The 26,275-nt window shown below is 71.1% G+C and carries 23 protein-coding genes and 1 pseudogene; 7 read left to right on the top strand and 17 right to left on the bottom strand.

Features of this window, described 5'->3' with window-relative positions; translation table 11 throughout:
* Positions 1 to 51 precede the first annotated feature (51 nt).
* Positions 52 to 543 (top strand): VOC family protein, encoded by a 492-nt coding sequence (locus NAMU_RS03070; protein ID WP_169312464.1) that lies wholly within the window; start codon positions 52 to 54, stop codon positions 541 to 543.
* A 4-nt stretch (positions 544 to 547) separates the two neighbouring features.
* Here the strand turns inward: NAMU_RS03070 and NAMU_RS03065 are convergent, their stop codons facing one another.
* From NAMU_RS03065 to NAMU_RS29720, 3 genes and pseudogenes are all read right to left on the bottom strand, one after another.
* Positions 548 to 1,372, bottom strand: a complete 825-nt coding sequence (locus NAMU_RS03065) for a DUF389 domain-containing protein (RefSeq protein WP_015745950.1) — start codon at positions 1,370 to 1,372, stop codon at positions 548 to 550.
* Positions 1,373 to 1,390: 18 nt separating this feature from the next.
* Positions 1,391 to 2,775 (bottom strand): annotated as a pseudogene (locus NAMU_RS03060) (ISL3 family transposase).
* A 42-nt stretch (positions 2,776 to 2,817) separates the two neighbouring features.
* Positions 2,818 to 2,967 (bottom strand): hypothetical protein, encoded by a 150-nt coding sequence (locus NAMU_RS29720; RefSeq protein ID WP_015745948.1) that lies wholly within the window; start codon positions 2,965 to 2,967, stop codon positions 2,818 to 2,820.
* A 77-nt stretch (positions 2,968 to 3,044) separates the two neighbouring features.
* Here NAMU_RS29720 and NAMU_RS03050 point away from each other — a divergent pair, with 77 nt between their 5' ends.
* Entirely contained in the window at positions 3,045 to 3,746 is a 702-nt protein-coding gene (locus tag NAMU_RS03050) for a phosphatase PAP2 family protein (protein ID WP_015745947.1), read from the top strand.
* Positions 3,747 to 3,867: 121 nt separating this feature from the next.
* Here NAMU_RS03050 and NAMU_RS03045 read toward each other — a convergent pair whose 3' ends face one another.
* From NAMU_RS03045 to NAMU_RS03040, 3 genes are all read right to left on the bottom strand, one after another.
* Positions 3,868 to 4,953: an MBL fold metallo-hydrolase gene (locus NAMU_RS03045; protein WP_138179919.1), complete on the bottom strand. Its 1,086-nt coding sequence runs from the start codon at positions 4,951 to 4,953 to the stop codon at positions 3,868 to 3,870.
* Positions 4,954 to 5,082, bottom strand: coding sequence for a hypothetical protein (locus tag NAMU_RS31325; RefSeq protein WP_015745945.1), 129 nt, complete (start codon positions 5,080 to 5,082; stop codon positions 4,954 to 4,956). It lies immediately after the preceding gene.
* Positions 5,083 to 5,159: 77 nt separating this feature from the next.
* Entirely contained in the window at positions 5,160 to 6,374 is a 1,215-nt protein-coding gene (locus tag NAMU_RS03040; RefSeq protein WP_015745944.1) for a saccharopine dehydrogenase family protein, read from the bottom strand.
* Between the two features lie 480 nt (positions 6,375 to 6,854).
* On the opposite strand from NAMU_RS03040, the gene NAMU_RS03035 reads away from it, so the two are divergent.
* Complete coding sequence (locus NAMU_RS03035; protein WP_015745943.1) at positions 6,855 to 8,153, top strand: HNH endonuclease signature motif containing protein; 1,299 nt, start codon at positions 6,855 to 6,857, stop codon at positions 8,151 to 8,153.
* A gap of 507 nt (positions 8,154 to 8,660) precedes the next feature.
* Here NAMU_RS03035 and NAMU_RS03030 read toward each other — a convergent pair.
* A complete protein-coding gene (locus tag NAMU_RS03030; RefSeq protein WP_015745942.1) occupies positions 8,661 to 10,367 on the bottom strand; it encodes a purine-cytosine permease family protein in 1,707 nt (568 codons plus the stop codon).
* Positions 10,368 to 10,664: 297 nt separating this feature from the next.
* On the opposite strand from NAMU_RS03030, the gene NAMU_RS03025 reads away from it, so the two are divergent.
* Entirely contained in the window at positions 10,665 to 11,513 is an 849-nt protein-coding gene (locus tag NAMU_RS03025; protein WP_015745941.1) for a DMT family protein, read from the top strand.
* Between the two features lie 7 nt (positions 11,514 to 11,520).
* Here NAMU_RS03025 and NAMU_RS03020 read toward each other — a convergent pair whose 3' ends face one another.
* The 8 genes from NAMU_RS03020 to NAMU_RS02985 form a co-directional block, all read right to left on the bottom strand.
* On the bottom strand, positions 11,521 to 12,207 hold the full coding sequence (locus NAMU_RS03020; RefSeq protein ID WP_015745940.1) for a response regulator transcription factor: 687 nt from the start codon (positions 12,205 to 12,207) through the stop codon (positions 11,521 to 11,523).
* A complete protein-coding gene (locus NAMU_RS03015) occupies positions 12,204 to 13,493 on the bottom strand; it encodes a sensor histidine kinase (protein WP_138179917.1) in 1,290 nt (429 codons plus the stop codon). The genes NAMU_RS03020 and NAMU_RS03015 overlap by 4 nt, the downstream gene beginning before the upstream one ends.
* Entirely contained in the window at positions 13,481 to 13,996 is a 516-nt protein-coding gene (locus NAMU_RS03010) for a hypothetical protein (RefSeq protein ID WP_015745938.1), read from the bottom strand. The genes NAMU_RS03015 and NAMU_RS03010 overlap by 13 nt, the downstream gene beginning before the upstream one ends.
* A 249-nt stretch (positions 13,997 to 14,245) precedes the next feature.
* Positions 14,246 to 14,974 carry an FAD-binding oxidoreductase gene (locus NAMU_RS03005; protein ID WP_015745937.1) on the bottom strand — a complete coding sequence of 243 codons (729 nt, stop codon included), beginning with the start codon at positions 14,972 to 14,974 and terminating at the stop codon, positions 14,246 to 14,248.
* A 31-nt stretch (positions 14,975 to 15,005) separates the two neighbouring features.
* Positions 15,006 to 15,611 carry a sulfite oxidase-like oxidoreductase gene (locus NAMU_RS03000; protein ID WP_015745936.1) on the bottom strand — a complete coding sequence of 202 codons (606 nt, stop codon included), beginning with the start codon at positions 15,609 to 15,611 and terminating at the stop codon, positions 15,006 to 15,008.
* A gap of 73 nt (positions 15,612 to 15,684) precedes the next feature.
* Positions 15,685 to 17,181 (bottom strand): MFS transporter, encoded by a 1,497-nt coding sequence (locus NAMU_RS02995; protein WP_015745935.1) that lies wholly within the window; start codon positions 17,179 to 17,181, stop codon positions 15,685 to 15,687.
* 163 nt (positions 17,182 to 17,344) lie between these two features.
* Positions 17,345 to 18,724, bottom strand: a complete 1,380-nt coding sequence (locus tag NAMU_RS02990) for an MFS transporter (protein ID WP_015745934.1) — start codon at positions 18,722 to 18,724, stop codon at positions 17,345 to 17,347.
* A 281-nt stretch (positions 18,725 to 19,005) separates the two neighbouring features.
* The gene (locus NAMU_RS02985; RefSeq protein ID WP_015745933.1) at positions 19,006 to 19,932 is read right to left on the bottom strand and encodes a dihydrodipicolinate synthase family protein; all 927 of its coding nucleotides are present in this window, start codon (positions 19,930 to 19,932) and stop codon (positions 19,006 to 19,008) included.
* A gap of 155 nt (positions 19,933 to 20,087) precedes the next feature.
* Here NAMU_RS02985 and NAMU_RS02980 point away from each other — a divergent pair, with 155 nt between their 5' ends.
* Together NAMU_RS02980 and lon are read left to right on the top strand one after the other, a co-directional pair.
* Entirely contained in the window at positions 20,088 to 21,086 is a 999-nt protein-coding gene (locus tag NAMU_RS02980) for a LacI family DNA-binding transcriptional regulator (RefSeq protein WP_015745932.1), read from the top strand.
* Between the two features lie 115 nt (positions 21,087 to 21,201).
* A complete protein-coding gene (gene lon / locus NAMU_RS02975; RefSeq protein WP_015745931.1) occupies positions 21,202 to 23,616 on the top strand; it encodes an endopeptidase La in 2,415 nt (804 codons plus the stop codon).
* Positions 23,617 to 23,629: 13 nt separating this feature from the next.
* Here lon and NAMU_RS02970 read toward each other — a convergent pair whose 3' ends face one another.
* Together NAMU_RS02970 and NAMU_RS02965 are read right to left on the bottom strand one after the other, a co-directional pair.
* A complete protein-coding gene (locus NAMU_RS02970; RefSeq protein ID WP_015745930.1) occupies positions 23,630 to 23,914 on the bottom strand; it encodes a hypothetical protein in 285 nt (94 codons plus the stop codon).
* Between the two features lie 90 nt (positions 23,915 to 24,004).
* Positions 24,005 to 25,021, bottom strand: a complete 1,017-nt coding sequence (locus NAMU_RS02965) for a nitronate monooxygenase (protein WP_015745929.1) — start codon at positions 25,019 to 25,021, stop codon at positions 24,005 to 24,007.
* Between the two features lie 276 nt (positions 25,022 to 25,297).
* Here NAMU_RS02965 and NAMU_RS02960 point away from each other — a divergent pair, with 276 nt between their 5' ends.
* Complete coding sequence (locus NAMU_RS02960) at positions 25,298 to 26,266, top strand: neutral zinc metallopeptidase (RefSeq protein ID WP_015745928.1); 969 nt, start codon at positions 25,298 to 25,300, stop codon at positions 26,264 to 26,266.
* Positions 26,267 to 26,275 lie beyond the last annotated feature (9 nt).

The raw sequence follows: 26,275 nt of genomic DNA, 5'->3' as shown, positions 1-26,275 counted from the left end.
GGCCTTGCCGCAAGCCCCCCGGTGCGCTATACGTTGAAGATGGAAGGCCCGGTGCCGACATTCTCCGCCGTCGATCATGTCGCTCTGTCGGTGACGGATCTGGTCGCCAGCCACGACTTCTACACCGGCGTGCTGGGTTTTCTGCAGGTGGCCGACTTCGGCCCGACACGGATCTACCTGCACAATCCCAGCGCCATCATGCTGGCCCTGAAACAACATCCGGACGCGCACGGTGGGCGTTTCACCGAGTTGGCGACCGGGCTCGATCACGTCGCCCTGACCGTCGGAAGCCTGGCCGAGCTGCGAGAGTGGGAGCAGCGCCTGCGCGACGCGGGCGCCGAGTTCACCCCGATCCGGGAAGCCGAGTTCGGCCATCACCTCAATTTCCGCGACCCGGACGGCATCGCCCTGGAATTGGCGACGTCGAACGAACCGATGGCCGCAGCCCTGGCTCTGCTGCGCAGCGGCGAACTCTCCGACGACCAGGTGGTGGCCCACGCCCGGCAGCTGCTGGAGCAAGTGTTGCCGATGCCGGAGCAGTAACCGCTTACTTCTCCGGGAACGCGCGCTGCTTGCGCCGGCGGATGGACATGCGGGTCCAGATCTGTTGCTGGATGGCCAGCGTCAGCCACCCGGCGACGGCCATCCCGGACAGGTTGATGCCCAGCTGCAGCAGGCTGCCCCACACCTCGTGCCCGACCCCGAGCGCGATCCCCAGCGCGATGTTGCCGGCCGCCGGCACCGTGGTCACCGAGACGAAAACCCCGGACAGGCCGTGCAGTTTCGCCGAGGTGACGGACAGGACGCCGGCGGCCGCGGCGATCACCGCCACGATGAACGACCACTTGTCCGGGGTGTAGATGAAGCCGGTGCCGGGCCGCGGCCGGACCACGTCCAGGGCGTCGATCCAGCCCAGCGCATGGGCCAGCACGGCCAGCAGCGTGGTCACCGCGATGGCCACCCCGAAACCCAGCACCAAGGTGCGGCTGGCCAACCCGAACAGGGCCCAGCGCCGGCGCACCAGAGCCACCCCCAGCGCGGCCACCGGGCCGAAGTCCGGGCCCAGGATCATCGCGCCGATCACCAGCACCTGGGAGTCCAGGATGATCGCGATCGCGGCCAGCAGCGTGGCCAGGCTCATGAAGCTCAGGTAGGTCCAGTTGAGCTCGGAGTCGTCGTAGGAGCGCTGCACGACGTCGGCCCACACGACGGCGTCGGCGCTGCTGCCGGGCACCCGCCGTTCGGCGGTGAAGCCGGCCTGCGAGATCCAGGTGGGGGCGGGGTCGATATGGATGGTGCCGTCCCGGGGCACGCCGAGCTGGCCCAGCCGCTCGATCACGTCGTTGGCGGCTTCCCGGGCGACGTCGGCCATGATCAGGGCTCTTCAGAGTTAGCAGGGCTTCGCGTGGCTGGTTGACGCCCGGGATTTCCGGGTGCAGGCGTAGCGTACCCGGCGCTTCTGGTTGTCCTGGTTGCGGAAGCCGAAGGCGATCCGGCCGATGTGTTTGACGATCCGGTTGTAGCCCTCGGTGCGGCCGTTGCTGATGCCGGTGTGCAGGCCGGCGATGATCGAGTTCTGCCAGGCATGCACCGTCCACGCGAGCCTGCGCAGCTGGGAGATCTCGGAGTCGGCGCAGTGCAGGTAGAACGCGGTCAGCGCGTTGAAGATCTGTCCGCGGTCGGGGTTGGTGCCGGCGAGCTTGAGCAGCTTGCGGAGCAGTTCCTTGCCCTGCCAGCATTTCTCGAGGCCGCCGGAGGGGTCGGCCCGGCGCATCGCTTCCCGCACCTTGGCCAGCTCGTCCGGAGTGAGAGTCTCCACGGCGCGCAGCAGCCGGTTCCGTTGCGCCCATTCCGGGTCGCTCTTGCGGCCCCGCCGGCCACGAAGCGCCCAGGCCAACTCCCGCCGGTAGTCGGTGACCGCCTTGTTGGCCAGGGCGACCAGGTGGAACCGGTCCACGACCACGACGGCGTTCGGCAGGGCGAGGCGGGCGGCGCGGGCGTACGTCGCGGACGTGTCCATCGAGATGTGGGTGATGGTGGCGAGCCAGTCCGGGTCCTGCGCCTGCAGCCACTCGATGAGGACCTTGCTGGTGCGGCCGTTGACCTGTGCGAACAGCCCGCCGTTGCCGCTCAGATCGACCAGGCCGGTGTCGAAGCGGTCCACCCAGGTCTTCTCCCCGGTGGTCGGGTCGGTCTCGTAGTGGGCCTTGCCGCGGCGGGTCTCGTCGACGCCCAGCACGGTGACCGGCGGCGGCGCGTCGGGGAGCACCGCGGCAGAGTGGGCGACGAACGCGTCGTGCGCGATGCGCCAGTCCATGCCGAACTCGGCCGCGACGCCGGACACCGGTCGGGTGTGGTCGCCTATCGCCTCGGCCGCCAGCCGGCGGGCGCGGGTGGTGATCCGGGCCCGGGCGGGGATCTGCTCGGGTAGGCATTCGGTGAACACCTTCCGCTCGCAGCTGTCGACCTGGCAGCGCCATTTCCGTTTGCGCCACAACAGGATCGGCTTGTCCTCGCCGAGCCGGACGTCCCGCGGGCGGGTCGTCACCCACGCCTTCGGAGACTTCGACTGCTCACCGCACTCCGGGCACCAGCCGGCCAGTTGGGGGTCGGTCGAGCAGTGCACGACCCGTCGGCCGGCGTCGTTGCGGACGACCCGGTCGACGACCAACCCGTCAATGTCCAACAGCAGCGAGCTACTACTCTGGTCCATGCTCGTGGTCCTTCGGCTGATTGCGTAGAGAACAACCAGTTTCGAAGGCCACGAGCCCTCATCTCACCCGACACGCCGCCGCAGGTCGGAGGCCCGGAGCCCTATCAAGTCCGAAGACCCATGATCAGGTGGCCGGGCGGGCGGATCGAGGCGTCCCGCACGATCGCCAGCGCGCTGACGCCGGGGTCGGCGTCCAGGGCCTGCAGGACCGGGTCCGCGAGGGCGGACGGCACGTAGATGCGCAGTTGCAGCATGCCCGCAGTGTCCAACGACCGGGGCGTGGCCGCCGCCCGCACGGGGAACTTTCGGGTGACCGACTGGAGGTCCGCCCATGTCCATCGACGACCACGTTCCCCGCAGCACCCCCGCAACCCGCGCCCGAGGCCGGGCCGTCCGGGCCGGTGCGTGGTTGCTCGCGGCCGCCGCCGGCATCATCGCCCTGATGTGGGTCCTGGGCCTGCTCATCATCGACGGCTCGGTGCCCGCGGCGGTGAGCGGCCTGGACACCCGGCTGAGCCAGTGGGCCCCCGACCATCGCACCCCGGCCCTGGACCAGACCAGTCACCTGGGCAGCATGATGGCCGACACGCTCGTCGCCCTGATCGTGGCCGCGGTCGCCGTGCTGGTGCTGCGGCTGGCCCTGGGCCGCTGGCGGGAGGCCGTGGTCGTGGTGGTGGCGATCGTCGGCGAGCTGCTGATCTTCCTGGCGCTCACCGCGATCGTGCACCGGGCCCGGCCGGGGATCGCCCCGCTCGACCAGGCCCCGCCGACGTCCAGCTTTCCGTCGGGGCACACCGGGGCGGCGGTCGCGTTGTACGGCGGCCTGGCCGTCATCTGCCTGCGCACCGTGCGCCCCCGCTGGCTGGCGGTCAGCCTGGCCGTGGTCGGGTTCGCCATCCCGGTGGTGGTCGCCGCGTCGCGGGTCTACCGGGGGATGCACTTTCCGACCGACGTGCTGGCCGGAGCCCTGGCCAGCGGCCTGTGGCTGACCGCCGTGCTGCTGGTCCTGCTCAGATCACCGCAGGAGGTCTGAGCGGGCAGCATGGGATCGCCAAGCCTTGTCGGTGGACAGGTCCAGCGAGCAGATGTACGGACCCGACGGGGTTGAGCGCGGGGCGGCCAAGCCGGACGATTCGCGCCGCGGTTGAGCCGGTTCAGGCGGCCGGCGGGAGGGCAAACGTCCGCCGGTGAGTCGCGTCCAGGCCCTCGACGTAGCCATAGAGTTTGCAGTGGTTGAGCAGCGTCAGCTTGAGAAAGGTGGCGAACACCGGGAACTGGAGTCCGACGAGTACCGCGATGATCGATTCGGCTGGCGCCTCGTCGACCAGGGTGTCGTAGAGCTCGTCGATGCACAGGCCCTCGGGGAAGCGTTCCAGCACGCTCCGGACGGCCTTCTCGAATGCCGCGCCGGAGTCGATGATCCCACGGAGGGCCGTACGAGCCTGATCGCCCGAGAGCGGCAGCATGGGCCGGTGGCCGGCGCACAACGCGGTGACCGCACCCTCGTCGAGCATGGTCAGCGCCCGGAGGGCGGTCTGCTCGGTGCGACGCGGGTCGCTGTCACTCCAGATGGGCACCGACGAGGTCTCGTCGGCCAGCATCAGGAATTGGGCCCGCGGCAGATGGAAAACCACTCCCCCGGCCGAATGTCCGCCCGACTGCAGGACGTGCACCTCGGGCCGGCCGGCGTCGTCGGGGAACGTCCACCCGGTCCACCGGGTGCTACCCAGGACGATCTCCTGCGCCGGCCCAAGATCCTCGTAGTCCGACATCGTCTCGACCGATGGGAAGGTCGGCGGGTAGGTCTGCAGCACGATGTCCATGACCATGGACGGGATGAACCCGCTCACCGCCGGACCGAGGCCGAGCGTGGCCATCCTCGCACCGAGATCGGCAACCTGGTCGCCCGTGAGGTCGGCCGGTGCCCCGAGTCGGCGCAGCAGGGCGGCGATGGCCTCCGGCGGCAGGGTGAGCCCGGCCAGATAGTCGAAGTAGGGCAGCCCGCTGCGGTACATCGCGCTGAAGGACGCGACGGAATCCAGACCCGGTCGGGCATCTCGGGGGATGTAGTGACGAGTGGGCAGCGCCCCGGCAACCTCGGACAGGAGATCGTTGTTGCCGAGGTGGTCGAGGTGAGCGTGGCTGTTGAGCAGTACCACCTCGTCCACCCCGTCGCGCAGCGCAGCCGTCACCCGCTGGATGGCCGCCCGTTGTTCCGGACCGGCGCCGGTGTCGAGCAGTTAGAGCCGGCGCGCGCCCCGGTACACCGCGATCGTCGGGAAATCGGGGTCTTCCCAGAGGCTGTGCGGGTGGTGACCCTCGATCAGATGCAGCTCGGGGGTGATGGCGTGGCTGGTTCCGGTCGTCATGGTGATCATCCTGGCGGCCCGCGCTGTTACCGCACTCTCACCGTCGATCGCAACGGCGGGCTGATGTGGTCTCGCGGTCAGGCATCCTCGACGTCGAGGGTGAAACCGCGGGCCCGCAACCGATCGGCCAACCCCTCACCCAGCGCGACCGCCGGGGTCAGCACTCCTCCCCGTTGCCCGTCGTGCCGCGTGCCGGCCAGCTCCAGGGCGCTCTCGGCCAGCATCACCGAGGTGGCCGCATAACCCGGGTCGCCGGATGCGGCCACGGTCGCCCGGTAGCGAGCGCCGGAGGTGGTGGTGGCCCGGACCTCGAGCCGGAAATGGCCTTCGCGTCTTGCTTTTTCGCTCGGACCCTGACCGGGGGACGGCAGCACCAGGTCGACCACCGGCGACAGCCAGGTTTGCGCGATCGCGACGCCGAGCAGCGCCTGCCCCGCGGTGGCGGCGGTCGCCGTGATGGGTGACGACCAGGACGTCCCGGTGGCCACGAACTCCCGGTACCGCAACGCGCGGCCGTACCGGTGGTCGAGCAATGCGTTGCTCCGCCGGACCACCCGGGTGTTGTACGAGGCCATCACGAACGGGGCGACCCAGGTGCCGTCCGCCAGGCGCGACGGCGGTCCGACGTCCGGTTGCCGGCCCAGGTCCGGTTCGGCGGCCCGGTCCGGACTCAGCGCGTACGGGTCGGCGGCGAGACGGCGCAGCTCCGGGTCCTCCCGGGTCTCCCGGAGCTGGTTGCGCATCGAGTCGACGGTGCCGCCGCTGAACCCGCCGCGGACCTGGCGGACGAGCAGGTCGACATCGGTGAGCTCACCGGCGCCGTCGGCCGCGGCCCGGTCGGCCAGCAGCAGGACGGCCAGGTCGCTGGGCACCGAGTCGAACCCGCAGGAATGCACGATCCGCGCGCCGGTGACCGCCGCCCGGTCGTGCGCGGCGGCCATGCTCTGCCGCACGAACAACACCTCGCCGGTCAGGTCGGCATAGTCGGTTCCGGCCGCGGCGCACGCCCGGACCAGCGGCAGGCCGTGCCGCGCGTACGGGCCGACGGTGCTGACCACCACGCCGGCCGACTCGGCGAGCTTGCGGACCGACTCCTCGTCCGCGCTGTCCGCGGTCCGGACCGGCCAGTCGACCCCGAGCTTGTCCCGGACCTGTTCGACCCGGGCCGGCGTCCGCCCCGCCACCGCGATCCGGGTGCCGGCCGCTGCGTATCCGGCCAGCTGCTCCGCGACCAGCCGCCCGACGAAGCCGCTCGCACCGAACAGGACGATGTCGAACTCGCGATCTGCCACGGCTCCAGCCTTCCATCGTCCCGGCCGGCCCGCGCCGGACTGATCATTCCGGTCAGTACCCGGAGTTGGGCCGTGCGGACACCAGGACTGGGTCTGAGCTTCGGTCGCGCGCTGATCCGGCGCGGGCTTGCGGTGGGGGGACGCAGGTGGTCAGGACTCAGCGCAGATGCAGGCGCTGCCGGCCACCAGGCGGGATGGGCCGGCGGCGACCTCCGACATGACCACGACCGGCTGCGGGCGACCCGAGCCGCGTCAGGGCGCACGTCCAGGCAGCTGACTGTGGCCGGCCACGGTTCAACGGCACTGTCGGACCTGCCTGGGATGGTCTGATTGCGAGCTCGGCAATGACCAACTCCGGCCGCGTGCGCCTCGTCGATGCGCAGGCTTGCGAATCGGGGCAATGCTCGTACCGGCCGACAACTGTTTCTCTATTTGACCAGTTCAGATTGCTTATTTCGTACACCTATGCCATACTGAACCATGACCACCGCGGTGACCACCATCGACGACGTTCAGCACGTCGCCGAGCAGGTCGCCGCCGGTCTGGACCAGTTGCTGCACGCCGAATATTGGAAGTTGCCCGGTGGTGATCTGCTGAACGCGGCCCGCTCCGTAGAACACCTCGCCCGGCTCACCTACGCCGTGCAGGTCGCCGTCGCCGGCGAAATCGACCTAGCCCACCTCGCGCAAACCCACGGTCAACCCTCCACCGCCGCCCTGCTCCGGCATGCGCTGAGCATCGGACCCGGGGATGCCCGGAGCCGGGTCCGCGCCGCCCAGGCCGTCCTCCCGCAGGACGCGATCAGCGGTGGCGAGATCCCACCCCGGCTGCCCGCGCTCGGGGCCGCGCTCCGCTCCGGCGTGCTCGGCGCCGAACAGGTCAGCATCGTGGTCAAGACGATGAGCCGCATCCCCACCGACATCGCGCCCGACATCCTTGAGCAGGCCGAGACCACCCTGGTCGGTCACGCCCACGACATGGACCCGACCGACCTGAGCAGGGTCGCCGGCAAACTCATCGACACCCTCGACCCCGACGGCGACTTCGAACCCCGCGACCCGGCCGACCGCGCCGAACTCGCCCTCGGCTCCCGGGACGCCCGCACCGGACTGACCGGCATCAAAGGGCGCCTCGACGACCTCACCGTCGCCGCGTTCATCGCCGCGACCGACGCGTACGCCCGTCCCCGCCCGGAAACCGACGGCGTCAAGGACCAACGGTCCGCCGGAACCCGCCTCGCCCATGCCCTGGGCACCGTCCTGGACGGGTACCTCGCCATCGGTGATGGACCCACCCAGACCGGGGAACGACCCCACGTCACCATGACCATCCAGTACGACGCCCTCACCGAACAGCTGGGACAGGCCACCCTCGACGCGACCGGCGTCACCGTCGGCCCCGCCCAAGCGCGGCGGCTGCTGTGCGACTGCGACGTCATCCCCGCCGTCCTCGGCTCCCCCAGCGAACCCCTGGACATCGGCCGGGCCACCCGCATCTGGCCCGCCGGCATCCGCCGCGCCATCACCCTGCGCGATAAGGCATGTGTGTTCCCCGGCTGCGACCGGCCCGCCCGCTGGTCCGACCTGCACCACATCCAGTTCTGGGTTGACGGTGGACCCACCAGCGTGGCCAACGGTGCTGTGCTGTGCGGTTTCCACCACACGTTGATTCATCAAGGCGACTGGACCGTGCGGATGGCGAAAGACGGCCACCCCGAAGTCATCCCGCCAACCTGGATCGACCCCGACCAATGCCCCCGCCGCAACACCCGACTATGACGCGCACATCATCAACCCATTTTCAATCCGGCGGCCACATCTACCGGAGCACCCACCGATGCCCCGCCGGTGTGGGTCGAGTTGGGCTGAGTGCGGGTCGAAGGGGCGACCGGCCGCGCGCCTGGCATGCCTTCACAGCGGGGACACGCGCCGGGACGTAGTGGGTGCAAATTCCTGCGTGCGGGAGAGCAGGCGCTGTCGATCCGCAGGGGAACATCCGGCGGTCAAGAACGACGAACCAGCCGCCCACTCTCCGGCCGGACGTGCCGACCCGCGCCGGCCAACAGCCATCGACCTCCGGGGCGCCGTTTCGGGCGCCCCGGAGGTCGGTCGGGCTGGCAGTCGTGATTGATCCGTCGGGGACACCGAAGTGGTCCTGCGCCCGTGCCGGCCGCCGATCAATCGTGCCCTGCTTCGCCGTGGGCTGGTCAGCCAGACCGAATCGGTCATGCCGAGGCGGCCGGACGGCCGGTGCCGGTCAACCGGGCGGGCCGCAGCCGGGCGCGATCAGGCCTGGGCCGGCAGGACGTGATCGCCGACCTTGTCGGTGGACAGGTCCAACGAGCAGATGTAGGCGTCGTGCGTCTCGCACTTGACCATGTCCGGGCGCTCGTAGTCGACCCGGCAGACGTGGCAGGTCAGGTGCTCGCCGGAGGGGTTGCCGTCGGCGTCGAACATCGGGACGTCGATGCCGTCGTCGGTGCGCCGCAGGTAGTACTTGCCCTTGGTGATCACCGCGATCAGCGGGGTCAGCACCAGGGCCAGCACGATCGCCACGATCGGCGAGAACGGCTGGATGGCCTCGCCGAACAAGCCGAAGAACACCGCGATCGACAGGCCGGCGGACAGAATGACCGAGACGAAGCCGACCGGGTTGAACGCGTAGAGCATGCCGCGGCGGAACTCCGGCACCGTCGGCGAGATCTTCAGCAGGCCCTTGTTGATGACGATGTCGGCGGCCACCGTGACCACCCAGGCCATGGCGCAGTTGGCGTAGAAGCCCAGGATGGTGTTCAGGACGCTGAACATGTTCAGCTCCATCAGCAGCAGCGCGACGGCCAGGTTGAACAGCACGAACACCAGCCGGCCCGGGTAGCGCTTGGTGACCCGGGTGAAGCTGTTGGTCCAGGCCAGCGAACCGGAGTAGGCGTTGGTCACGTTGATCTTGATCTGGCTGATGACGACGAGGATGACGGCCAGCGTCATGGCCGCCCAGCCGGGCAGGAACTGCTCGTACACGGTCAGGAACTGGTGCACCGGCTCGTTGGCGGTGGCCGCCGCATCCGGGGTGAGCTTGGCGATGATGTAGACCGCGACGAACAGGCCGACGACCTGCTTGATGGCGCCGAAGATGACCCAGCCCGGGCCGGCCAGGATGACCGCCCGCCACCACGAGCGCTTGTTGGCCTCGGTCCGCGGGGGCATGAATCGCAGGTAGTCGATCTGCTCGGCGATCTGCGCCATCAGCGACAGGCAGACGCCAGCGGCCAGCATCATGGCCGCGAAGCTGGGCGCGCCGTTGCCGTCGGCCCCCTGGTACTGGAAGAACGTCTCGACCGAGTCGGGGTGGCTGACCAGCAGGTACACCATCGGGATGACGAACAGCACCAGCCACAGCGGGGTGGTCCAGACCTGCAGTTTGGCCAGCGCCTTCATGCCGTAGATGACCAGCGGGATGACCATCAGCGTGGACACGGCGTAGCCGAGCCACAGCGGGATGCCCAGCCCCAGTTGCAGGCCCTGGGCCATGATCGAGCCCTCAAGGGCGAAGAAGATGAAGGTGAACGTCGCGAAGATGACGTTGGTCAGCACCGAGCCGTAGTAGCCGAAGCCGGAGCCGCGGGTGATCAGGTCCAGGTCGATGTTGTAGCGCGCGGCGTAGTAGGCCAGCGGGAAGCCGGTGATGAAGATGATCACCGCGGCGATCATGATGCCCCACAGGGCGTTGACCGTGCCGTGCGCGATGCCGATATTGGCGCCGATCGCGAAGTCGGCCAGGTAGGCGATGCCGCCCAGCGCCGAGGTCGCCACCACCCCGGTGGACCAGCGCCGATAGGACCGCGGCGCGAACCGCAGCGTGTAATCCTCCAGCGTCTCCTTGGCCGCGTCCAACCCATGGAATTCCTCATGGGTGGGCGGCACCGTCGGTGGCGCGTCCGGCACCGTCGTCGCCTCCGGCGCGGACGGACTGAGCTTGCGTTCGATGTCGGTCATCGATGGCCTCCCGGATGGGGGTGGGGTGGTGGGCCGCTCGTCGCACGGCGACACCCGCCGGCACCGGTGAAATGACGGGGCAGCGGGGACGACGGGGACGGTGACGAGCACGCGGACGACGGCGGCCGTGACCGGCGGCGCGGATGCGCGCGGGTGGGCTGCGCCGGCGGTGCGAACGCTAGGCGCGAAGCGTTACCGGCGTATTGCGCTGTGTAACGATCAGAGCCGCCTCGTTCCGGACCTCGCGATCGGCGGTGGGATCCGATCCGGGCGCCGGGTGGATGCGAGACTGCCCGGATGCTTGTCGGATTGACGCTGGCGGTGCTCGCCTCGCTGGGCTCCGGGGCCGGGTCGGCGGTCGAGGCGATCGGGGTGCGCCGGGCCCGCCACCGCGCCACCGGCCAGGCGGAGGTTGGCGCGCTGCTGCGCGAGCCGGTCTACTTCGCCGGGCTGGCCGTCGACCTGCTCGGGTTCGCCTTCACCGTGCTGGCCCTGCAGGTGCTGCCGCTGTATCTGGTGCAGGCGATCGTCGCCTCCAGCGTGGCCGTCACCGCGTTGATCCTGGCCGCGATGGGGCGCCCGCTGGATCGCATCGGCTGGATCGCCCTCGGCGGGTCCCTGTGCGGACTGGTGCTGCTGGGTCTGTCCTCCCAACCCCATGAGGTCCCCCCGCTGGCTCCGGGCTGGTACTGGCTGCTGCTGGGTCTGGCCCTGCCGATCGCCGGCCTGGCCGCCGTCGCCACCCGGCTCAAGGGCATCGTGTCGGTCGTCCTGCTCGCCTTCGGCGCCGGCCTGTGCTTCAGCCTCGTCGCGGTCGCCGCCCGCAGCCTGGACGTCCCCGCGCCGCTCTGGCGGGCGGTGATCGATCCGGCCCTGTGGGCGATCGTGGTCAACGGTGTGCTGGGTACCGCCCTGTTCGCGATGGCCCTGCAACGCGGGCGGGTCACGGTCGTCGCCGCGGTGTCCTACACGACCAGCACGGTGGTGCCCTCGGTGATCGGTCTGGTCTTCCTCGGCGATCAGGTTCGCAGCGGCTTCGCGCTGGTGGCCACCGCCAGGTTCCTGGTCGCGGTCAGCGGGGCGGTCGCCCTGGCCCGATTCACCGAGCCGCTCCCGGCCTCGACCCCGCAGGCCGCGACGGCCTGAGGCCGGCTCAGCGTTTGGCCGGCAGCGGATCCTCCGGTCGCAGCAGCCCGCTCTTGTAGGCCATGGCGACGGCCTGGGCGCGGTCCCGCAGGCCGAGCTTGTTGAAGATCCGGTTCACGTGGGTCTTGGTCGTGCCCTCCCCCACCACCAGGTGGTCGGAGATCTCCGCGTTGGACAGGCCGTGCGCGATGAGCACCAGCACCTCGCGTTCGCGGGCGGTCAGGGCCTGCAGTTCCGACGGTCCGGGCAGGTCGGCCGGCGTATGCGAGGCGAACTCGTCGATCAGCTGCCGGGCGACCGCCGGGTCCAGCCACGCCTCGCCGGCGGCGACCGCGCGGACCGCGGCGACCAGCTCGGTGGGCGCGGCGTCCTTGAGCACGAACCCGGTCGCTCCGGCCCGCAGCGCCGCGTAGACCGCCTCGTCGACGTGGAAGGTGGTCAGCACCAGCACCTTGGGCGGGTTGCCCGTGCGGTGCGGATCCTCCACGATGCGCCGGGTCAGCTCGACCCCGTCCATCCCCGGCATCCGCACATCGGCGATGACGACGTCGGGTCGCCGGAGCCGCACGACCTCGACCGCCTTCACCCCGCCGTCCAGGTCGGCGACCACCTCGATGTCGTCCTCGCCGGAGAGCAGCAGGGCGATGCCGGACCGCACGATCCGCTCGTCGTCGACCACGACGACACGGATCACCGATCCACCCCGAGGTGCTCCTCGACCGGCCGCGACGCCTTGGCCGGCGGCGGGATCGGCGATCCGGTGGACACCGGCAGCCGGGCGGCCACCCGGAATCCGCCGGACTCGGTCGGGCCGGCCGAGAACTCCCCGGCGGCGATCGCGATCCGCTCGCGCAGCCCGGCCAGGCCGTGCCCGCCGCCGCCGGCCGGCGCCGCCGAGCGCACTCCCAGCCCGTCGTCCTCGACGGCGACCGTGACCTTCTCGGCACCCCACTCCACCGTCACCGCCACCTGGGCGCCGGTTCCGCAGTGCTTGGTCACGTTGGTGATGCCCTCCTGGATCAGCCGGTAGGCCGCCAGGTCGACGCTGGCGTCGAGCCGGGCCGGCTGCCCGCTGATCTCCAGGGTGACCCGCACCCCGGAATTGCGCACCTGGGCGAGGATCTGATCGACGTGGGCCAGGCCCGGCACCATGGCATCGACACGGTCCGGTCCGTCGTCGGACTCCCGCAGCAGGGCCAGCAGCCGGCGCAGCTCGGTCATGGCCTGCTGCCCGGACTCCTCGATGGTGGTCAACGACTCGGCGGCCCGGTCCGGGTCGGTGCGCACCACCCGCCGGGCCCCGGCGGCGTGCAAGACCATGATCGTGACGGAGTGCGCGACGATGTCGTGCAGTTCCCGGGCGATCCGCAGCCGCTCGACCGACACCGCGTTTTCGGCGAGTTTCTGCTGCTCGCGGACCTCCAGCTCGTGCTGCACCCGGATCTGCTCGAGCCGCCGCTGGTTGCGCCCGATCCACTGGCCCAGCCCCCAGGCCAGCACGAACCCGGCCGAGTAGAAGACCGCCGAGCCGGCCGCCGAGGGCAGCCGACCCGAGGGCGAGGCCTGCAGGACGGCCTTGCCGACCAGCAGCGCGATCGGCAGCACGGAGGCCGCCAGGCACCACAGGGACACCCGCGGCGGCCGCAACTGGGCGACCGCGGCCAGCGCGACCAGCGGGATCAGGAACGGGATGTAGTAGTCGGAGATCAGCAGTGGCGGCAAGGCCAGCACGACGGCGGCGATGTACACCGCGACCGGGGCCCGCCAGCGCAGCAGCAACAGCCCGATCCCGGCGCCCGAATAGATGACGATGGCCACCCGCTCGGCCGCGGTGGCCCCTTCGATCCGCAACATCCGGGAGAAGACCAGCACGTCGGCCAGGAACACCACCGGAAGGATGATCAGGTCGACGCGGTGGAAGCGGAGCCGGCGCAGCCGGTCGGCGACCGCCTCGGTACTGCCGGTCGTCAACACAGCCACCAGAAGATAGTGCACCAGTCCTCGTTGGTCGTGGTCACGTTCTTGACCGCGAGCGGGTCCCGCTGCCCGTCGTCGGCCCCTCGGGTCACCGGCACGGCCGGCCAGGGCACCGGCGCCGGCACCTGCTCGGTCACGGCCGCCCACAGCGTGGACCCGGCGGCCAGCGCGCGGCCCACCGCCGCCCGGTTGAGGAAGGTCGAATCCTGGTCGGCCACCGGCTCACTGAGCCGGATCATCGCCGTGACGGGCGCCTGCCCCAGGTCGGAGTCCGAGCCGGTCTCCGGGCCGGTCTCCGGGCCGCCGTCGGCCACGATCAGGATCTCGCCGATGCGCCGGACCTGACCCGACGCCGTGAGCACGCGCAGGCTCCCGGACGGGAACCCGAACACGTGCGCGGGAGCCCGCGCCACGAAGGCGTCCGGGTTGAGCAGCAATCCCGGCCAGACCGGGCCGGATAAGTCCGTCAGCCAGCCAGCTCCAGCCGTCCCACGTTGTGTCGCCACGAGCCCTCCCAGCACCTGGCGCCGCCCACGGCCGATCGCACACCCCTCGCCTGCGGTCGACCCCGACGGCGAAGGTGAGGTTGGGCGCCAGCGACGCACCCATAAATTCGCCAATCGGACATTGAGTCTGAAGACCGAATCACCGGGACGCGTCAGACCAGGCGGGGAACTATCCGTCTCCCCTGGGCTAGAGATGGTGTGGTGATGTATAACCACGGGTAGACGGCCGGGCACGTCGGGGGCCGGTCGTCAACCGGTGGGGCCGAACCGCTCGACCCGCACATCCGCCGACGTGCAGCCCAAGTCGACCAGCAGTCGGCTGGCAAATTCCGCGAACGACGCCGAACCGCAGACGAACGTGGTCTCGTGGCAACTGGCCAGCGGGCGCAGCTCCGCCGCCGTCAGCCGGCCGGCCGGGCGGTCCCGATAGTCCTGCCGAGTCAGCGCGATCAGCGCGCCGGCGTCGGCCAGTTCGTCGGGAAACGGCAGGTCGGCCAGGGTGCGCGCGGACACCGCGAGCTGCAGCAGGTCGGGCCGGCCCAGCGCGCGGGCGTGCCGCAGCATGGCCAGCAGCGGGACCGCGCCGCTCCCGCCAGCCACCCCGATGGCCGGCATGGCGGCATCCCAGACGAACCAACCGCCGATCGGACCGCGCACCTCCAGTTCGTCACCGGGGGCGACGACGTCGGCCAGGAACGGGGACACCTCCCCCTCGGGGAACCGCTCCACCCACAGCTCGACCAGCGGGTCGGACGGCGGCGAGGCCACCGAATAGGACCGCTGCGCGGTGTAGCCGTCCTCAGCCCGCAGCCGGACCACGTAGTGCTGGCCGGGCAGGTGGTCGATCCGGTCCCGCACGTCCAGCCGCAGGATCACCGCGTGCGGGCTCGGGTGAGCGACGGAGACGACGGTGGCGGTGGTCCACCGGCCGGTGGGGGCCGGCGCGAAGGCCGCGACGGCACCCCCGGGGGCCATCATCGAGCCCGTCGGCGTGATCCGGTCGAATTGGTCAGTCACCCTGGTACCGCTGTTCCAGCCAGGGGTCGCCCCGGTCGTGATAGCCGTTGCGCTCCCAGAAGCCTTGCTGGTCGTGGTCGAGCAGGGTCAGCTTGCTGATCCACTTGGCCGACTTCCAGAAGTACAGGTGCGGAACCAGCAGCCGGACCGGGCCACCGTGATCGCGGGGCAGCGGCCGGCCCTCGTGCGCCCAGACCACCCATGCCTTGCCCCCGGTGACGTCGGCCAACGGCAGGTTGGTGGTGTAGCCGGTGGACGAGGTGGCCAGCACGAATGCCGCCTCCGGTTGCGGCCCGGCCTGCTCGAGCAGGGTGTCCACGCTGACCCCGTCGAAGTTGGTGCCCAGCTTGGACCACGTGGTGACGCAGTGGATGTCGCCCTCGTACCGCGACGGCGGCAACGCATGGGCCTGCGCCCAGGTCCAGGTCGTCGGGGTCTGCACGAGCCCGTCGACGCTGATCGACCAGCGCTCCGGCTCGATCCGGGGGGTGACCTCCGCAGTTAGCACCGGCCAGTCGGCCCCGGTGTCGTACTGGCCCGGGGGCAACCGCGGATCCCGCTGACGCCGTCCGGTGAAGCCTCGAGTGAGCCCGGCCATGGCCACCTCCTGTCGTGGAGTCTGCCATCATCGCCCCGCCGCCGGCCGGTCGATCGGCGGGGGTCGGTCATGGTCAGCGGGGCTTGATGTGCGGGGCCAGCACCGGGCAGGCGGCACACTCCAGGGCCGGGTCGGCATGCTCGTGCTCCGGTCCGGCCACCGGATTGCGGATGGTCACCAAGGCCAGCAGGCCGCCGGCCGCGCACACCGCGCCGGCGATCAGCACGGCCCGGTGAAAGCCTCCCGACATCAGCGCCGGGTCGGCGTAGGCCGCCGGGCTCAGGCCGGCCAGCGCGGGCAGCACCGCCACCGCGAGCAGTCCGGCGACCCGGGCCACGTCGTTGTTGATCGCCGAGGCCACCCCGGCCTGGTGATCGGGCGCCGCGGCCAGCACGGTCGAGGTCAGCGGCGCGACCGTGAACGACAGGCCCAGCCCGAACAGCAGCATCGGGCCGACCACCGCGCCCAGGAAGGTGGCGCCGGCGTCGACGAAGGACAGCCAGAACATCGCCGTGGCGGCCACCAGCGGGCCGACCGTCATCGGCAGCCGCGGGCCGATCCGGGCCGACAGCCGGCCCATCCGGGCCGACAGCAACAGCATCATCACGGTGATCGGCAGGGTGGCCGCACCCGCCTGCACCGGGCTGAACCCGGCCACCAGTTGCAGCTGCACCGGCAGCAGGAACAGCGCCCCGGCCAGCGCGGCGTACACCGCGAAGGTGACCAGATTGGCGGCGCTGAACTGCCGGTCGGCGAACAGGCCCAACGGCAGCAGCGGCTCCGCGGTCCGGCTCTCCACCAGCAGGAACAGGCCAAGCAGCAGCACGCCGGCCACGGTGATCGCGACCACCGGCGGGGTCCAGCCGCCGGCCGGACCCTCGGTCAGCCCGAACACCAACCCGCCCAGGCCGAACGAGGCGAGCAGCGCGCCGGGCACGTCCACCCGTCCGGTCGCCTGCTCGTCCCGGGACTCGGGGATGTAGCGGCGGGACAGCACGATCACGGCGGCCGCGATCGGCAGGTTGATCAGGAAGACCAGCCGCCAGCCCCACGGCGCGACGCCGACCAGCAGGCCACCGACGATCGGGCCGATCGCGGTGGCCACCCCGCCCAGCCCGGACCAGGCGCCGACCGCGGTCGAGCGGTCGTCCGGCCGGAACGAGGCCTGCAGGATGGCCACCGACCCCGGCGTCAGCAGGGCCGCGCCGGCGCCCTGCAGCGCGCGCATCGCGATCAGCAGGCCGGTGCTCGGCGCGAACGCGCAACCCACCGAGGCCACGGTGAACCAGATGACGCCCAGGATGAAGATCCGTCGCCGGCCCATCCGGTCGCCGAGCGAGCCACCCAGCAACAGCAGGCCGGACAGGGTCAGCGTGTAGGCGTTGAGCGTCCATTGCAGGGCGGTCAGCCCGCCGCCCAGGTCCTCGCCGATCCGGGGCAGGGCCACGTTGACGACGGTTCCGTCCAGCTGGGCCAATCCGCTGCCCAGCACGGTCGCGGCCAGCACCCACTTGCCCCGCGCGGACCGGTACACCAGTGGTGCGGCCGCGGCGCCCGGTGCAGCCGCCATGTCCACCTCCCGCCCGCCAGGTCGATCCCGGTTCCCGGGTCGACTCCACCGTCGATGCCTGGCGACCAGTGTGCGCCCGAGGTCGGACACGACGGCGTCCCGCCCACCGGATCGGTGGACGGGACGCCGGACGTGCGGGCCGGGTGGACCGGCGGCGGGTGGTTCAGGGCGAGAGTTCCTCCAGCACGCGGCCCTTGGTCTCGACGCCGAACCGGCTGACGGTCAGGCCGCCAATCACGGCGATGGCGGCGAAGGCCAGGAACACGAACTGGATGCCCACCCCGGCCACGATGAAGCCGACCAGCACCGGGCCGATGGACGAGCCGGCCCGCAGCCAGGCGGAGCCGAAGCCGGTGCCGATGGCCCGCAGCCGGGTCGGGTACAGCTCGGCCGAGTACAGGTACAGCGAGAACGAGATCGTCTGCAGGATGGCGTAGGTCGCGGTGGCGAAGACGGTGACCTGCAGCGCGGTGGTGGCCCCGAGGAAGTACAGGGTGACCAGCGGGACGACGGCCAGCAGGAACGCCCACGTGTACCAGCGCTTGCGGCCGACCCGGTCGATGGTCAGCGCGCAGACCACGGAGGCGAGCACGCCGACGGCCGAGGTGATCCAGCCGTAGAAGATGGCGTCCTGGGTGTTCATGCCGAAGGTGGTCTTGTACAGGGTGGGCAGCCAGGTGACCATGCCGTTGTTGATGGTGTACGCGGCGATCCAGAGCACCCAGATCATCAGGGTGCGCTTGAGGTAGATCCCCTTGAACAGCTCGCGCCAGTCGGACTTGGCGGTGGTCTTCGGGTCGACTGGGCGCACCACCGGTTCGGGCAGCGGCTTGCCCTGCTTGATCGCCTCGTTCTCCAGCATGGTGACGACCTTGTCGGCCTTGTCGATCTTGCCGCGGGAGGCGAGCCAGCGGGGCGATTCGGGCATCAGCACGCGCAGCGGGATCATCAGGATGGCCGGGACCAGGCCGACGATGAACAGGGCCTTCCAGCCGAACGCCGGGACCAGGAAGTAGCCGATGATGCCGGCCGACATCAGGCCGATCGGGAAGATCAGCTCGTAGAGCAGGAAGAACTTGCCGCGCTTCTTGGCGCCGATGAACTCGTTGATGTAGGCGGAGGCGACCGGGACCTCGCCGCCGGTGCCGACGCCCTGCAGGAACCGGAAGATCATCATCATGGTGCCGCCGGTGGCGAACAGGCAGGCCACGTCCATCGAGACGAACAGGATGATGGTGATCAGCAGGGTGGGCAGCCGGCCGATCTTCTCGGCGAGCTGGCCGAAGCCCAGCGCGCCGAAGATCTGGCCGACGTACCCGGCGGACAGGATCAGTCCGACCTGGGTGGGGCTCAGCCCCCATTCGGTCACCAGCTGCGGCATCGCGAAGGCGATGACCAGCACGGTGTAGGCATCGAAGAACGTCGCCGATCCGATGATCACGCGGATCAGCAGCAGGCGACGGGTCACCGGGATCCGCTCGAGGCGGCTCACCAGTTGGGCGTTGGCGACCGCGGTGGGCTCGCCGGCGTATGAAGTGGTCATCTGGCTTCCTAGATCCTCGCCCTGCGCGTCACGCGGCAGCGGCGTCGGGACTGCACTGTCACCGAACCGGGCCCCCGGGCCGGCGTCAATGGCGCGGGCCGAAACTGGGCGGGGAACCCGGCGGGTGGGGCCGGCGCGGCATGCGCTGGCCCCACCCCGTGATCCGCGGCCGTCGGGCCGACCGGATCGAGCGGGCACGGGATCGAATCGGGCGGCGGGCCCGTCGATCTCCGGCCGAATCACTGTGGCCGACTCACTGCGGCCGAATTACTGGGGCCGGATCAGATGATGCCGGCAGCCTTGAGGGCGTCGGCGATCTCGACGTCGGCGCCGTCGGCCAGCGGCAGCAGCGGGCTGCGGACGGTGGCGTGCGGCAGGATGCCGCGGGCGACCAGGGCGTGCTTGAGGGCGACGGTGCCCTCCATGTGCGAGCCGCGGTGGTAGACCGACTTGGTCACCGGCAGCAGCTGGTTGTGGATCTTCTTGGCCGCGGTCCAGTCCTGCGCCTTGCCGGCCTTGATGAACTCGACCAGCAGCTCGGGGGCGATGTTGCCGTAGCCGACGAGCAGGCCGTCGACGTCCATGATGGTGTGCAGCAGGTACTCGTCGTGGCAGGAGAAGATCTGCAGGTCGGGGTATTCGCGGCGCAGGACCGGGATCTCGGTGTCCCAGCGGCGCATGTTGCGCACGCCGTTCTTGGTCCAGAACACGCCCTCCTGGCCGGCGATCTCCAGCTGGGTGTCCAGGTTGTAGCTGGCCTTGGTGTTGTCCGGGTACTGGAACAGGATCTGCGGCAGGCCGGCTTCCTCCCAGATGGCGCGGTAGCGGTCCTGCGGGGCCCCGTCCTGGTAGCCGAACCGCAGCCAGCCGTGCGAGGGGTAGGTCAGGGCCGCCTTGGCGCCGGCGGCGACGGCCCGCTGGGCCTCCTCGACCGCGACCTTGGTGCCCTCGCCGGTGATGCCGGCGACGATGGCGACCTGGTCGCCGACCTCGGCCACCAGCGTCTCGATCACCTTGACCTGCTCGTCCTGGGTCAGGAAGGTGCCCTCGCCGGCGTGCCCGAGCACGACCAGCGACTTGACCCCCTCGACCGAGGCCAGGAACTTGCCCAGGCCGGCCAGCGCGGCGTAGTCGACGTCGCCGTCAACGGTGAAAGGGGTGACCGGGGCGGGGTTCAGACCACGCAGGTCCAGGTTTCCGAGAGACATCGTCGACTCCTTGGGAAGGATTGCGGGAACGTTCCGGTCCATCTGCGAAGAAGGACTGGAAGGTTTGCGGGAACGATTGCAACTATGCCCTTCGCCGGTGGCGGCGTCAACACCCGGTTCGAAATGATCGGCGTCACACCGCCTACGCTCAGTGCGTGGCGACCCTGCGCGATGTGGCTCTGGCGGCCGGCGTGAGCACCTCGACCGCCTCCCGGGTGCTGGACGAGCGGTTGCCCCCGTCCCGCACCGCCGCCGCCGACCGCGTCCGCCAGGCGGCCGCCGATCTCGGGTACGTGCGCGACCCGCTCGCCGCCGGCCTGCGGCGTTCCGGAACCAGCACGATCGGCGTCGTCGTGCCCCGGCTCACCGACACCGTCATGGCCATGCTCTACGAGGAGATCGCCGCCGGGGCGCTGGCCCGGGGGCTGTTCGCGGTCGTGGCCACCACCCATGACCGGCCCGAGGCCGAGCGGCTGGCGGTCGAGTCGTTGCTGCGCCGGCGGGTCGACGGCATCATCCGGACCACCGCCCGCACCGACGCCCCCCTGCGGATCGACGAGAGCCAGTTCGGAGCGCGGCAGGTGCTGGCCCTGCGCGCCGACGGCATCCACTCGACCTCGATCGGGGACGACACCCTGGGCGGCTACCTGGCCACCCGCAAGCTCATCGATCACGGCCACCGCCGGATCGGGCTGGTGATGGGACCGGGCTACGCGACCACCGCGACCAACCGCCGCGACGGCTATCGCAACGCCCTGGTCGAGGCCGGCATCCCGCTGGATGACGCCCTGATCGTCGGCGACTCGTTCTCCATGGAGGCCGGCGAGAGCGCCGCGCACGCCCTGCTCGACCTGGCCGACCCGCCGACCGCGATCTTCGCGGTGAACGACAACAACGCCATCGGCGTGATGGCCGCCGCCGCGGCCCGCGGCCTGCGCATCCCGGACGACCTGTCGGTCATCGGGTACAACGACATCCCTGTGGTCAGCAAGCTTCCCGTGCCGCTGACCACCATCCGCGAGCCGTTCAACCTCATCGCGCGCGGGGCCATCGACCTGCTCCTGGAGGACACGCCCGGCGATGAGCCGCGCACCCTGGTCGCCACCCCGACCCTGATCCCGCGCAAGTCGACCGCGGCCCCGCGGGCCCGCTGACCGACCCCCGCGAATTCCGTTTCGCTGCCGGCGAAAGCGGTCGGGATCCGAACGGGAACAAACCCCGGCTCAAGAGCCTTGAGTGACACAGACTCAACTCTTGAAGGGTGTTCACATGACCGATATCCGTCGTCTGCCGGTACTGTCCCTGACCGATGTCGTGGTCCTGCCCGGCATGGTCGTGCCGATCGAACTGGACGAGGCCGCCCAGGCCGCCCTGGACGCGGCCCAGGCCGCTGCCCAGGACGGAACTGGGGACGAGGCCGGGGACCGGACCGGCACCAAGGGCGAGCTGCTGCTGGCGCCGCGGCTGTCCGACCGGTACGCCACCTACGGCGTCGTCGCCAGCATCGAGCAGGTCGGCCGGCTGGCCGGCGGCGCGCCGGCCGCGGTGCTGCGGGCCGGGCAGCGGGCCCGGATCGGCACCGGCGTCGCCGGCCCCGGCGCCGCGCTGTGGGTGCAGGCCGAACTCGTCTCCGACGAGAGCACCGCCGAGCAGGCGGCGCGGGCCAAGGAGCTGGCCGCCGAGTACAAGTCGCTGGTCATCGCCAACCTGCAGAAGCGGGACGCCTGGCAGGTCATCGACACCGTGGAGAAGATGACCGAGCCGTCGGTGCTGGCCGACGCCGCCGGTTGGGCGCCCTACCTGACCGCCGAGCAGAAGCGGCAGGTTCTGGAAACGCCGGACGTCATCGAGCGTTTGGAATTGCTGATCGAGTGGACGCGGGCTCATCTGAACGAGATGGACGTGGCCGAGAAGATCCGCGACGACGTCCGCGAGGGCATGGAGAAGTCCCAGCGCGAGTTCCTGCTGCGCCAGCAACTGGCCGCCATCCGCAAGGAGCTGGGAGATGTGACGGCGGAGGGCACTGATGACACTGCGGACTACCGCTCCCGCGTCGAGCAGGCCGACCTGCCGGACAAGGTCCGCGAGGCGGCGTTGCGCGAAGTCGGCCGGCTCGAGCGGGCCAGCGACCAGAGCCCCGAGTCCGGCTGGATCCGGACCTGGTTGGACACCGTGCTGGAGCTTCCCTGGCAGTCCAAGACCGAGGACAAGACCGACGTGACGGCCGCCCGCGAGGTGCTGGACGCCGACCACCACGGCCTGGACGACGTCAAGGACCGCATCACCGAGTACTTGGCCGTGCGCGGCCGGCGGGCCGAGCGTGGCCTGCAGGTCGTCGGCGGACGTGGCTCGGGCGCGGTGCTGGTGCTGGTCGGTCCGCCCGGTGTCGGCAAGACGTCACTGGGTGAGTCCGTCGCTCGGGCCCTCGGTCGGAAGTTCGTCCGGGTCGCCCTGGGCGGTGTGCGGGACGAGGCCGAAATCCGCGGCCACCGGCGGACTTACGTCGGCGCGTTGCCGGGTCGGATCGTCCGCGCGATCACCGAGGCCGGTTCGATGAACCCGGTGATGCTGCTGGACGAGATCGACAAGGTGGGCGCCGACTACCGGGGTGACCCGGCGGCGGCGCTGCTCGAGGTGCTGGATCCGGCGCAGAACCACACGTTCCGGGATCACTACCTGGACGTCGACCTGGACCTGTCGGACGTGCTGTTCCTGGCCACCGCGAACGTGCTGGAGACCATCCCGTCCGCGTTGCTGGACCGCATGGAACTGATCACCATGGACGGCTACACCGAGGAGGACAAGGTCGCCATCGCGCGCACCCACCTGCTCCCCCGGCAGCTGGAGCGGGCGGCGCTGAGCGCGGACGAGGTCGAGCTGACCAACGCCGCCCTGCGCAAGCTGGCCGCCGACTACACCCGGGAGGCGGGCGTCCGGCAGCTGGAACGGTTGCTGGCCAAGGTGTTCCGCAAGGTCGCGACGAAGCTGTCGGGCGGCGCCACGGCACCGATCGTGGTCGACGAACCGGATCTGCGGGCCCTGATCGGCCGGCCGCGGTTCACCTCGGAGACCGCCGAGCGGACCTCGGTGCCGGGGGTGGCCACCGGACTGGCGGTGACCGGGATGGGCGGCGACGTGTTGTTCATCGAGGCGTCGGCCGAGCCGGTGGCCGCCGGAGCCGAGCCGGGCAAGGGGTCGTTGACCCTGACCGGGCAGTTGGGCGATGTGATGAAGGAGTCGGCGCAGATCGCGCTGTCCTTCGTCCGGTCGCACTCGGCCGAGGTGGGCGTCGAGCCGGGGGCGTTGAACCGGACCATCCACCTGCACGTGCCGGCCGGTGCGGTGCCCAAGGACGGCCCGTCCGCGGGCGTCACCATGGTCACCGCGCTGACCTCACTGGCCACCGGCCGGGCGGTCCGCTCGGACGTGGCGATGACCGGCGAGGTCACCCTCAACGGCAAGGTCTTGCCGATCGGCGGGGTCAAGCAGAAGTTGCTGGCCGCGCAGCGGGCCGGGGTGAGCACCGTGTTCATCCCGCTGCGCAACGAGCCCGACCTGGACGACGTGCCCGCCGAGGTGCTCGACGCGCTCACCGTCATCCCGGTCGGTGACGTCCGGCAGATCCTGGACCAGGCCCTGGAGCCGGCCGTCCAGCCGGCCCCGGTTCAGACCGCCGCGGCCTGAACCGCGCGCGCGGTCACGCCGGCTCGGCCGGTGCCGGGTCGTCCGCCGGCACCTCGGGCCGGGTGACCGCGCCTTGCGCTGCAGCGGCGCTCTCGTCCGCGGGTGGCTCCGACTCCGGGGCCCCCGCGGACTCGGCGTTGTCCGGGTCGGCGGCGCCCGCGGCCTCCGCCGCGTCGGGACTCATCCACACCTGCGCGAGTTCCGCGTCGCTGATCGGCACCCCGCCGTAGTCCTCCGTCGCACCGGCCCGCTCGCGGACGTCGGCGGAAGCGTCGGGAGTTCGGTCCTGATCGGTCATGGCGCACCTTCCCGTGGTCGGCCGGCCGGACGGGTGAGCGCCGGGCCGACCCTTGGTCAGTCGTTCGACGAGTACCCGCCCACCTCCGACTCAGACGGCCAGGCGCCGCAGGATGTCGGCGACCGGCCCGGGAGTGACGGCGCCGTGGCCGGTTCCGGCCCACAGGTGCACCCATTCCGGATCGCCGGCGGCGGCCGCGGCCTTGCGCAGCGGGCTGGTCAGGTGGTGCAGGGCCGGGTAGCCCAGCGGCGCCCGTGGTTCGAACTGCACGATGAACTCGTTGACCAGTCCGCGGGCCGGGCGACCGGTGAACGCCCGGGTGATCACGGTCGGACCGGGACGCCCGGCGATCGCCGCCCGATGCACGGCCGAGGTCCCGGCCTCGTCCGCCAGCAGCAAGGCCGTGCCGACCATGACGGCGGCCGCGCCCGCCCGGAGCGCCGCCGCCACCCGGTCGGCCGAGGACAACCCGCCGGCCGCGATCAGCGGCCGCGGTGTGGTCGCCGCGATCTGCCGGATGAGGTCCGGCAGCGCCGGGGATGGCGGGCGGACCGAGGGATCGAAGACCGCGGAATGCCCGCCGGCGTCGGCGCTTTGCACGATGAGCAGGTCGGCTCCGGCGTCCAGCGCCCAGCGCGCTTCCGCGGGGCCGGTCACCGTCTGGGCGACCGCGCTGCCGGCGCGCTGCAGGGCCCGGATCGCCCTGGCCGGCGGTAGCCCGAACGTGAAGCTGACCAGCGGCACCGGGTCCTCGATCAGCAGGTCGAGTTTGTCCGGCCAGCCGTCGTCGTCCTCGATGGGCCGGGGCGGCAACACGACACCGAAGTGGTCCGCCCGCTCGGCCAACCGGGCGGCGTACTGCGCGTAGGCCTGGGGGTCGACCGGAATCGGGTTGGGCGCGAACAGATTCACCCCGAACGTCGGGGTGATCGCCCGAACCTCGGCGATCTGCGCGGCCAGCTGGGCCGCGGTCCGGTATCCGCCGGCCAGGAACCCCAGGCTGCCGGCCGCGGCGGTGGCCGTCACCAGATCGGGCGTGCTCGGCCCGCCGGCCATCGGTGCGGCCAGGACCGTCGCGGCCACCGCGAGATCGACCAGTCCGGACATGTCGCCGATTCAACCACCGGCGGATGAGGCGGCCGATCGGTCGCCGCGGGAGCGACGAGCCAATGGCGACCGGCTACCGAGCGGGATACCGCGATTACCCCCCGTTCCCGATCTTGCCCCGTTGGGTGCCGGCATCGCCTTCGCATCGACAGAATCATCACTATGAGTTACACATTCCCCCAGTCGTGTGCCCCGAATGCCCTAACCTCAGGCGAGAGGAACCACTTTTGAGGCGGTCGAATCACTGAACGTGATGGATGACCGCGAGGGGGAAGCGTGCGTATCGATCGACGTCGTGGGATTGCCGTGGTCGCCGCCGCCGCCCTGGTCGGACTGGCCGGGTGCGCGGCACCGACCGCCGGTACCGCCGTCATGGACCCGGCCGCCACCCGGCCGAGCGCGTCGTCGGACCCGACCAGCCCGACACCCGACCCGACCCCCGCGGCCTACGTGCCGGCCACTCAACCGACCACCGACCCGACCACGCCCCCGCCGACCACGCCTCCGCCGACCACCGTGGCCGCCGAGCCCGCTCCTGCACCCGTCGCCGCACCCACCACCGAAGCGGCCCCCGAGCCGGCCCCGGCCGCGGAGCCCGCCCCCGAGCCGGCCCCGTGGAGCGAGGCCTCCGACGACGACATCCGCGGCGCGGCCGCGGCGGCGGTCGCGGTGACCCAGCGGTTCTGGGCGGAGTCCTTCGCCGGCCGGGTCGGGGCCGACGGCTCCCCCGAGGCGTGGTCGGCCCCCGAACTGTGGAACGGCGACGGCTTCTACGACTCGGACACCGGTTCGGTCGCCGACTGCGGCGACGGCAAGAACTACACCGCGAACGCGTTCTTCTGCGGCAATTCCACCGACGGGACCGGCTTCCTGGCCTGGGATCTGCAGTTCTTCCACCAGCACCAGGATCTGGGCCGGACCATGGTCTTCATGGTGATCGCCCACGAGACCGGCCACGCCGTCCAGGCGCGGCTCGTCCACGACGGCGTCGACGGGGCCCTGTTCGACGGCAGCAAGCGCTACGAGCTGCAGGCCGACTGCTTCGGCGGCGCGGCGCTGGGCAAGGCGGTGCGGGACGGGTACCTGACCCTGCCGGCGACCGCCCAGGACGAAATGGTTGCGATGACCACCGCTTTCGGCGGCGATCCGGCCGGTCACGGCGATCCGGACGAGCGCGACGCCTCCTTCCAACGCGGGTTCGCCAGCGGGGACATGAACACCTGCCTGATCGATCCGGCGTCCTGAGCGAGCCGC

The organism is Nakamurella multipartita DSM 44233 (assembly GCF_000024365.1).
Lineage (GTDB): Bacteria > Actinomycetota > Actinomycetes > Mycobacteriales > Nakamurellaceae > Nakamurella > Nakamurella multipartita.
This window is presented reverse-complemented; position numbering and strand designations above follow the sequence as displayed.

Bases quoted from the DNA above. Each gene is read 5' to 3' on its own strand.
- lon (WP_015745931.1), top strand. From the start codon at position 21,202: ATGACCGATATCCGTCGTCTGCCGGTACTGTCCCTGACCGATGTCGTG.
- NAMU_RS03065 (WP_015745950.1), bottom strand. From the start codon at position 1,372: ATGGCCGACGTCGCCCGGGAAGCCGCCAACGACGTGATCGAGCGGCTG.
- NAMU_RS02995 (WP_015745935.1), bottom strand. From the start codon at position 17,181: ATGGCGGCTGCACCGGGCGCCGCGGCCGCACCACTGGTGTACCGGTCC.
- NAMU_RS03005 (WP_015745937.1), bottom strand. From the start codon at position 14,974: ATGATGGCCCCCGGGGGTGCCGTCGCGGCCTTCGCGCCGGCCCCCACC.
- NAMU_RS03000 (WP_015745936.1), bottom strand. From the start codon at position 15,611: ATGGCCGGGCTCACTCGAGGCTTCACCGGACGGCGTCAGCGGGATCCG.
- NAMU_RS02985 (WP_015745933.1), bottom strand. From the start codon at position 19,932: ATGTCTCTCGGAAACCTGGACCTGCGTGGTCTGAACCCCGCCCCGGTC.
- NAMU_RS29720 (WP_015745948.1), bottom strand. From the start codon at position 2,967: ATGCTGCAACTGCGCATCTACGTGCCGTCCGCCCTCGCGGACCCGGTC.
- NAMU_RS03025 (WP_015745941.1), top strand. From the start codon at position 10,665: ATGCTTGTCGGATTGACGCTGGCGGTGCTCGCCTCGCTGGGCTCCGGG.
- NAMU_RS03030 (WP_015745942.1), bottom strand. From the start codon at position 10,367: ATGACCGACATCGAACGCAAGCTCAGTCCGTCCGCGCCGGAGGCGACG.
- NAMU_RS02965 (WP_015745929.1), bottom strand. From the start codon at position 25,021: ATGTCCGGACTGGTCGATCTCGCGGTGGCCGCGACGGTCCTGGCCGCA.
- NAMU_RS02970 (WP_015745930.1), bottom strand. From the start codon at position 23,914: ATGACCGATCAGGACCGAACTCCCGACGCTTCCGCCGACGTCCGCGAG.
- NAMU_RS03050 (WP_015745947.1), top strand. From the start codon at position 3,045: ATGTCCATCGACGACCACGTTCCCCGCAGCACCCCCGCAACCCGCGCC.
- NAMU_RS31325 (WP_015745945.1), bottom strand. From the start codon at position 5,082: ATGACGACCGGAACCAGCCACGCCATCACCCCCGAGCTGCATCTGATC.
- NAMU_RS02990 (WP_015745934.1), bottom strand. From the start codon at position 18,724: ATGACCACTTCATACGCCGGCGAGCCCACCGCGGTCGCCAACGCCCAA.
- NAMU_RS03035 (WP_015745943.1), top strand. From the start codon at position 6,855: ATGACCACCGCGGTGACCACCATCGACGACGTTCAGCACGTCGCCGAG.